This window comes from Flavobacterium sp. UGB4466 (genome assembly GCF_903469665.1).
In the GTDB taxonomy this organism is placed as follows: Bacteria; Bacteroidota; Bacteroidia; order Flavobacteriales; family Flavobacteriaceae; genus Flavobacterium; species Flavobacterium lipolyticum.
Map to the genome: position 1 here is coordinate 1 of NZ_CAGKLC010000149.1, position 7451 is coordinate 7451.

A 7451-nucleotide genomic window follows, 5' to 3' on the forward strand; every position below is an offset into this window, starting at 1 on the left:
CATTTATCGTGCCTTTTTTGCAAAATGTCTTTTTTCATCAAAAAGCCGTTTTTTATATTATACTTATTAAAAAGTAATATTTTTTTCAATATCTGTTTTTTTTTCCTATTATTTATGAATTAAATAATTTTAAGAATAGACTGATATTTAATACATTTATAAAAAAAAATTCTAAAAACGTATGAGTTATTATAAAATTGAAAATTTAGAACAGTATTTTAAACATTACAATAAGTCGATAAGAGAGCCTAGAAAGTTTTGGGGAAAAATAGCTGAGGAAAATTTTACCTGGTACCAGCAATGGGAAAAAGTAGTTGATTTTAATATGGCTGATGCGGAAGTAAAATGGTTTACAGAAGCAAAAGTTAACATCACTAAAAATTGCATCGACAGACATTTAAGCAAAAGAGGAGAAAAAACGGCTATCATTTTTGAACCGAATGATCCCTCAGAAAGCGCTTTACATATAACGTATAATGAATTGTACGAAAGAGTTTCAAAAATGGCGAATGTTTTGCGCGAGCAAGGCGTACGTAAAGGAGACAGAGTTTGTATTTATTTACCTATGATTCCTGAATTGGCAGTAGCTGTATTGGCCTGTGCCAGAATAGGAGCGATTCATTCTGTTGTTTTTGCAGGATTTTCAGCTTCTGCTGTGTCTGCCAGAATAATTGATTGCGAATGTAAAATGGTTATTACTTCTGATGGAGGATACAGAGGTAATAAAAACATTGACCTTAAAGGAATTGTTGATGAGGCATTAGAAACTTGCCCGTCTGTTACTAAAGTTTTAGTTGTAAAAAGAACTAATAACGAAGTTAAAATGAAAGACGGCCGTGACGAATGGTTACAGCCTCTATTAGATAAAGCCTTAGATAATAGTGTTGCGGAAATAATGGATGCTGAAGATCCGTTATTCATTCTGTACACCTCTGGTTCTACAGGCAAACCAAAAGGAATGGTACATACCACAGCAGGATATATGGTGTATACTGCTTATACCTTTAAAAATGTTTTCAATCACGAAGAAAATGATATTTTCTGGTGTACTGCTGATATAGGTTGGATTACAGGTCACTCTTATATTTTATACGGACCTTTATTAAATGGAGGAACAACCGTAATTTTTGAAGGAGTTCCATCTTATCCTGACTTTAGCCGTTTTTGGGATATTATTGAAAAACATAAAATCACACAATTTTATACCGCACCAACTGCAATTCGTTCACTTGCAAAAGAAAGTTTAGATTATATCCAAAAATACCCTCTAAAATCACTTAAAGTAATTGGATCAGTTGGAGAGCCCATCAACGAAGAAGCCTGGCACTGGTTCAACGATCACGTTGGAGATAAAAGATGTCCGGTTGTGGATACCTGGTGGCAGACTGAAACCGGTGGAATTATGATTTCGCCAATTGCCTTTGTAACCCCAACTAAACCAACCTACGCGACTTTGCCATTACCGGGAATTCAACCTGTTTTGATGGATGAGAAACGCAATGAAATCGAAGGAAATCAGGTTGTTGGAAGTTTATGTATTAAATTTCCATGGCCGGGAATCGCCAGAACAATCTGGGGGGATCACCAACGCTACAAAGACACTTATTTCTCTGCTTTCCCGGGAAAATATTTTACAGGTGACGGGGCATTGAGAGACGAAGTAGGGTATTACAGAATTACCGGTAGAGTAGATGATGTTGTAATTGTATCCGGTCATAACTTAGGAACAGCTCCTATTGAAGATGCCATTAACGAACATCCTGCAGTAGCCGAATCTGCTATCGTTGGATTCCCTCATGACATTAAAGGAAATGCCTTATATGGTTTTGTAATCTTAAAAGAAACAGGAGAAGTTAGAGACCGATCTAATCTTAGCCGTGAGATCAATCAATATATTTCTGACCATATCGGACCAATTGCAAAACTCGACAAAATTCAGTTTGTTTCAGGCTTGCCTAAAACACGTTCAGGAAAAATTATGCGTAGAATTTTACGTAAAATAGCAGAAGGTGATTTTTCTAATTTTGGAGACACTTCAACTTTGCTAAACCCTGAAATTGTTGACGAAATTACAAAAGCGAGGGTCTAGTATCTTCATAAAATAAAAAAAGCTGTCCATTGGGCAGCTTTTTTTATATCGGTTATTTTTTTTACTTCATTAATCCTTTAAGAAGCGCATAAATAGCCATTGCGTGTCCGTGACCTAAATCAAAATCTGCTTTTAGCCAGGTTACAATTTCGGTTGCTTTTACTTCAGGTTTTAATTCTCCACTGACAGAAAATCCTTTTTCATCTGAAAGTTTTTTAAAATCATCAGGACCTTTTCCTGTCTTTGTTTTAATATTGGTTAAATAAGCTTGAAATGACATAATTTTGTAGTTTTAAAGGTTATACTTTATTTTTCGACAATCGTTTTTATGTTCGTTAGACTTTCTTCTACATCAGCTCCAATTATTTTATCCATATCAAAAAAAAGAAGCATAAAATTCTTAGGCCAGTTCATTCCGCTATTATAAATCCAGATAAGCTTTGTTTGATTTCCGGCTAACGTTTCTGTTTCCATATGCCCGTTTGCCGTAAATACATAAGGCGCTAGAAAACGAAGTTCAAAATCGATTCTGTTATTTTCTACTTTTTTTATTTCCCATTCTCCTTTACCAGTCTTATGGTGTTTGCTTTCAAAAGTCAGAAGAGAACCCGCAGTCCCGTCAGTACCTGTTATCTCTATTTTTGTGGCAGGATCCAGCAATAGCCATTTACTGTACAATTTTTGATTTCGATTCAGTTTTATAAAATCAAAAACTTCCGCTTTGGGTTTATAAATAGTTATTTCTCTCTTAATAGTATACTTATTTTTAGTAAACATCGCTACTACTAAAGCTATTGAAACTATAGCTACCAATACCGTTATTATTTTTACGAATATCATTTTCATTTTTGTTAAATTGGTTAATTAAAAAGCTCTTTATATTTATTTCTAATTTTGATTTGCAGTGAAGTTAAACATCCCGGAGATTCACCGATGGCCTGAAATATAATCTGACTGTTCAAACATTTTCTACATAATACCTTTACTTTAAGGTAATTACCGCTGAAAACCAGATAAGAATTTATAGTTGTCATTTTGTTTTACTTTTTCTGTTAATTTTTAATCAAACTAACAAGACAAAGATGCGATTACTTACAAAAGACAATACTGTACGTAAATGACAACAATAGGGGGATTTACGTCATTTCTTTCTGCCGCCACGAAAAACAAACAAAATCAAAGGCTTGCAAAACTAAAGAACTTTGATTGCCCTTAGCCTGACAGCTTTTCACCTAACAAAAAAACTCTAAAAAAAACAAATCCGACAACCCCAAAACCTTGGGATTATCGGATTTACAATATTTAATTAGCTATGCTTTATTTTGAATACTCCAAATTATCTTGTGGTATATCCTCCATTAGCAAAAATAGTTTGCCCGGTTACCCACCAGCCATCGGTCACTAAAAACTCAACTAAAGGAGCAATGTCTTTGATGTCCGTAAGTCCTCCTAAATCCGAAGCCTGTTTGTGATAAGCCACTGCATCAGCACTTTCCTGACCATAGAAGAATGGTGTATCCATAGGTCCCGGAGCGACAGCTGTAACAGAAATACCTCGCGAACCAAATTCCTTTGAAGCCGCTCTCGTAAAGTGCTCTACCGGAGCTTTTGCCCCTGCATAAGTAGAATAATATCCGGTAAATGCTGCCAGTAAGGAAGTAACAATCGTATTAATTTTACCATTGTCATTCAATTTTTTACCCGCTTCCTGTATAAAAAAATAGGCTACTTTTGAGTTGATATCACTCATACTGTCGTATTCTTCTTCGGTAGTCTCTGCAAAAGGTTTCTTTAGCACTTTCCCAACAGTATTAATAGCGATATCAACACCTCCGAACTTAGCAATTGCAGCATCAAACAACTTGGTAATATTTTTCACCTCAGTAAGATCGGCCTGAAACAAAAATGCTTCTCCTCCGGCATTTTCAATATCTGCCAAAGTCTTTTCCGCATCTGCCTTTGTGTTTTCGCTGTTGTAATGAATGACAACTTTTGCACCTTTAGCTGCAAAATTACGACTTAACAAACCTCCTAAGTTTTTTGCACCACCTGCAATTAAAACCACTTTCCCTTTCAAATTGTTTCTTGCCATTGTATCTAATTTTAAATTAATAACGTAAAGATGACAAAACAGCTCGTTTATTTCATGGTGAACTTTTCGGAAATTTTATTTTTGATTTTCCGCTCTGAACTGTCCCGGTGTCTGTCCAACAAATTTTTTGAAGAATTTAGAAAAATTTGATGGGTCGTAGGTAAGTGTTCTGGCAACTTCAGAAACAGATTTATCGGTGCGGGCAAGCATTCTTTTTGCTTCTTCAATAATTTTTAAATCGTAAAAGTAACAAGGGTGGTTTCCCGTTTCTTTTTGAACGGTATCAGTCAAATGCTTATGAGAAACAAACAACGCACTTGCTATTTGGTTGATTTCCATAAAGTCGGCGCCATTTCCCAAAAGGACCTCCGCAATATGTGTATCCAAAAAAAGGAAATACTTTTCAGTGATTTCCTTACTTCTTTTTACTATTTTTTGATTCATTTCACTCATTATCCAACACTTATAAAACAAAATTTAAATTCGTTTTACTTCAACAATCATTTATGGTGAATCCAACTGCCTATTTAATTCCTAATCTCGATTTCAGTTTCAGGAATAATAGGCCAATTTTATACGCGTCTTCTGCAGACGAATTTCTATCGCTTTTCGGAATTTTGAATATTTCACTTAAATCGTCCAAAGAAAACTGTTTGTCATTAATATCCATCAATTTTCGGTACATCATATCGATATCCAGCGCTTCATTTTTTAATCTTCCACAATCCAGACGTTCTAATGCTGCATTCAGCATTTCGATATCAAAATTAATATGATGTCCAACCAGAACTGAGTTTCCTATAAAATTGATTAAAGCTTCTATCGCATCAGGTTCCGGCATCTTCATCATTTTGCTTTCGATGATAAACTCATTAGAAAGTCCGTTATCCTGCAAAAATTTGTACTGCAGCAAAACAGCTTCAAAATTGTCTTTAATCACAATGCTGTCATCCGTAACCGAAAATGCGCCTAAAGATAAAATAACATCTTTATTCGGATTTAAACCTGAAGTTTCTGTAGATAACACCACAAATCTGTTTGGTTTAACTTCAAATTTCGTTAAGTATTCCTTCCAAAAATCAGGATACTCTTTATTGATATTTTTAATCCAGTCTAGCATACTTATGAGAATTGTGTAAGTTGAAATTTACTCTTAATTAATTCCTCAAGGTCTTTCATTGGGGTTAAGGCATTTTTTAACTTTTCTTTGTCTGTTTTGGACATTTCCCTCAAATTGATATATTGTCCGGAATCGTCATTTTTCAAACCTTCAACAGTTCTAAATTTAGACAAAGTTAGAAAAGCTTCAGCACAGCTTAAATAAATCTCTGCATTTTTAGAATCTGTAATCGCTAATTGTTTAAATCTCAAATAAGTATTTTTAATTCCCTTTATATTAGCATTCAAAATCAGCAAACGAGCTGAATCAATTAAAGGCATTAATGCACGGGTTTTAATATCAAATTTTGTTTTATGTGGTCCTTCTTCTTCAATAATAAACTTTTTGAAAAAGCTTAATGGAGAATTGCGTTTTAAAGCATCATTCCCTAAGAAATCAAAAAACAAAGTATTGTTTACGGCATTCTTAAAGATTACGTTTTCGATCACTTCTTCAATTTTTGGTTCTCCAAAAACAATCTCATAATCAAAGAAAATACTGCTCAAATCATTACTGTTTTCACCTGGAGTATTCATCCAGCTATTATACTGTTTTGTCCAGTCTGTCAACGACTTACACCAAAGCATATTACTCCCCATATGTCCGTTTGGACAAAGTTCGTAACCCACTTTTTCTAAGATGGAAGTTGCTCTTTTAGCCAGTCTTAAAAAGTAATCTTTTACCTCTCTGTACTTGTCCGGTGCTACGTCTTCAAAAATCAGAATACTGTCCTGATCTGTAAGCAAAAGCTGCTCTTTACGTCCCTGACTACCAATACTTAACCACGCAAAACGAGCAGGAGGGGAGCCTAAATCTAAAATAGACAGCTCGACAGCACGTTTAATAATAGCCAGATTAATTTCGCTTGCAATATTACTGACATGCGAAATTGGAATATTTTTTTGGATCGAATTCTGAATTAAATCAGACAAACGATCGCGGATTTGTTTTAGATCTTTTGGTAATTGAGAACGTTTTACTTCCTTAATCAAAACACCAGGATTACTGGCCTGAGCCACAATTAGATCGTGCTCGGAAATAATTCCTTTTACAGCAGATTTACTTGTACCATCTTTGGTAACACATAAATGAGTAACATTATGTTTCAACATTAATAATTGTGCTTCAGCCAAAGAAACATTTTCAATAACCGTAACCACCGGCGAAGACATAATCTTATCAATGGTTTCAGTAATAGGATAGCGGCCAGTCGCAATTTTAGAAGATAAATCAGCGTTGGTTACAATACCAATTGGATTGTTTTTTTCACAGATCACAATATTGTCTACCAATGATTCGGTCATCAAAATAGCAACATCTTTGATAATGTGATTGGATTCAGTTGTTAAAGGTGAATTATTATAAGCCAAAGACTGAATGTACTGCATTTCAGATTGCTGATCTACATAAAAAGCAGTATCAGAAATCAATTTCCCGTTGGAATGTACATTGTCCTTTGCATGTCTTGAATTTACAGCAAAGCTTTCCAACAGAAAATTCAACACATCCGAATTATTCGCTACGAATGGTCTGAAAACTGCAATTGGAATAGCATAGATAATACTTTCTTCACGAGCTTTAGCCGTCATCATATAGTTATTTTTGGCAAAAAACGGACGCAAGCCAAAAATATCTCCTTCATGACATTTGTTTATAATCGTTTCCTCGGCATCAGCAATTGTGGTCAGATTTACAATACCTGAAGCAACAACATAAAAGCTGTCATGAAGCAGGTCATTGTTTTGAAATAATACTGCATGTTTTTCTAAATTGATCACACGAATGTTAGTTGCAATATCTGATAATTCCTGAAAAGTTAAATTATCAAATGGCGGGTATTCTTTTAAAAAATCTGCAATATGCTCAGCAATTGTATTCATACGGTTGATATTTTTTTTAAAGTATCGAATGTAAAAATAAGAAAATTATGTCTTAGAATGAAAGCATCCCATACAGAATATAATTATTTTAAAGAAACCTTAAATATAACCATTTTAAAGCTTCTAAAACAGCTCATTATAATTTTGAAACTCAATTTAAATTAGTTATTGATATGGATTCGTGAAAGTACAGCCACAGAGTAGCACTGAGAATCGATTCTTTTGCATTAG

7 protein-coding genes are annotated in these 7451 nt (G+C 34.3%); 1 reads left to right on the forward strand and 6 read right to left on the reverse strand.

What is annotated here, in order from left to right; translation table 11 throughout:
* The first annotated feature begins 181 nt into the window (after window positions 1-181).
* Window positions 182-2089, forward strand: a complete 1908-nt coding sequence (acs, locus tag JO950_RS20445) for an acetate--CoA ligase (RefSeq protein WP_202704286.1) — start codon at window positions 182-184, stop codon at window positions 2087-2089.
* A 61-nt stretch (window positions 2090-2150) separates the two neighbouring features.
* Here the strand turns inward: acs and JO950_RS20450 are convergent, their stop codons facing one another.
* The 6 genes from JO950_RS20450 to JO950_RS20475 form a co-directional block, all read right to left on the reverse strand.
* On the reverse strand, window positions 2151-2369 hold the full coding sequence (locus JO950_RS20450) for a DUF4287 domain-containing protein (protein WP_202704288.1): 219 nt from the start codon (window positions 2367-2369) through the stop codon (window positions 2151-2153).
* Window positions 2370-2395: 26 nt separating this feature from the next.
* Window positions 2396-2935: an SRPBCC family protein gene (locus JO950_RS20455; RefSeq protein ID WP_202704289.1), complete on the reverse strand. Its 540-nt coding sequence runs from the start codon at window positions 2933-2935 to the stop codon at window positions 2396-2398.
* Between the two features lie 490 nt (window positions 2936-3425).
* Window positions 3426-4181, reverse strand: coding sequence for an SDR family oxidoreductase (locus JO950_RS20460; RefSeq protein WP_202704291.1), 756 nt, complete (start codon window positions 4179-4181; stop codon window positions 3426-3428).
* Window positions 4182-4256: 75 nt separating this feature from the next.
* Window positions 4257-4634, reverse strand: coding sequence for an AraC family transcriptional regulator (locus tag JO950_RS20465; RefSeq protein ID WP_202704293.1), 378 nt, complete (start codon window positions 4632-4634; stop codon window positions 4257-4259).
* A gap of 70 nt (window positions 4635-4704) precedes the next feature.
* Window positions 4705-5301 (reverse strand): PolC-type DNA polymerase III, encoded by a 597-nt coding sequence (locus JO950_RS20470; RefSeq protein ID WP_017497471.1) that lies wholly within the window; start codon window positions 5299-5301, stop codon window positions 4705-4707.
* 2 nt (window positions 5302-5303) lie between these two features.
* Complete coding sequence (locus JO950_RS20475; protein ID WP_202704295.1) at window positions 5304-7220, reverse strand: DUF294 nucleotidyltransferase-like domain-containing protein; 1917 nt, start codon at window positions 7218-7220, stop codon at window positions 5304-5306.
* Window positions 7221-7451 lie beyond the last annotated feature (231 nt).

Coding starts and splice junctions, on each gene's coding strand:
- acs (WP_202704286.1), top strand. CDS start 182: ATGAGTTATTATAAAATTGAAAATTTAGAACAGTATTTTAAACATTAC.
- JO950_RS20450 (WP_202704288.1), bottom strand. CDS start 2,369: ATGTCATTTCAAGCTTATTTAACCAATATTAAAACAAAGACAGGAAAA.
- JO950_RS20455 (WP_202704289.1), bottom strand. CDS start 2,935: ATGAAAATGATATTCGTAAAAATAATAACGGTATTGGTAGCTATAGTT.
- JO950_RS20460 (WP_202704291.1), bottom strand. CDS start 4,181: ATGGCAAGAAACAATTTGAAAGGGAAAGTGGTTTTAATTGCAGGTGGT.
- JO950_RS20465 (WP_202704293.1), bottom strand. CDS start 4,634: ATGAGTGAAATGAATCAAAAAATAGTAAAAAGAAGTAAGGAAATCACT.
- JO950_RS20470 (WP_017497471.1), bottom strand. CDS start 5,301: ATGCTAGACTGGATTAAAAATATCAATAAAGAGTATCCTGATTTTTGG.
- JO950_RS20475 (WP_202704295.1), bottom strand. CDS start 7,220: ATGAATACAATTGCTGAGCATATTGCAGATTTTTTAAAAGAATACCCG.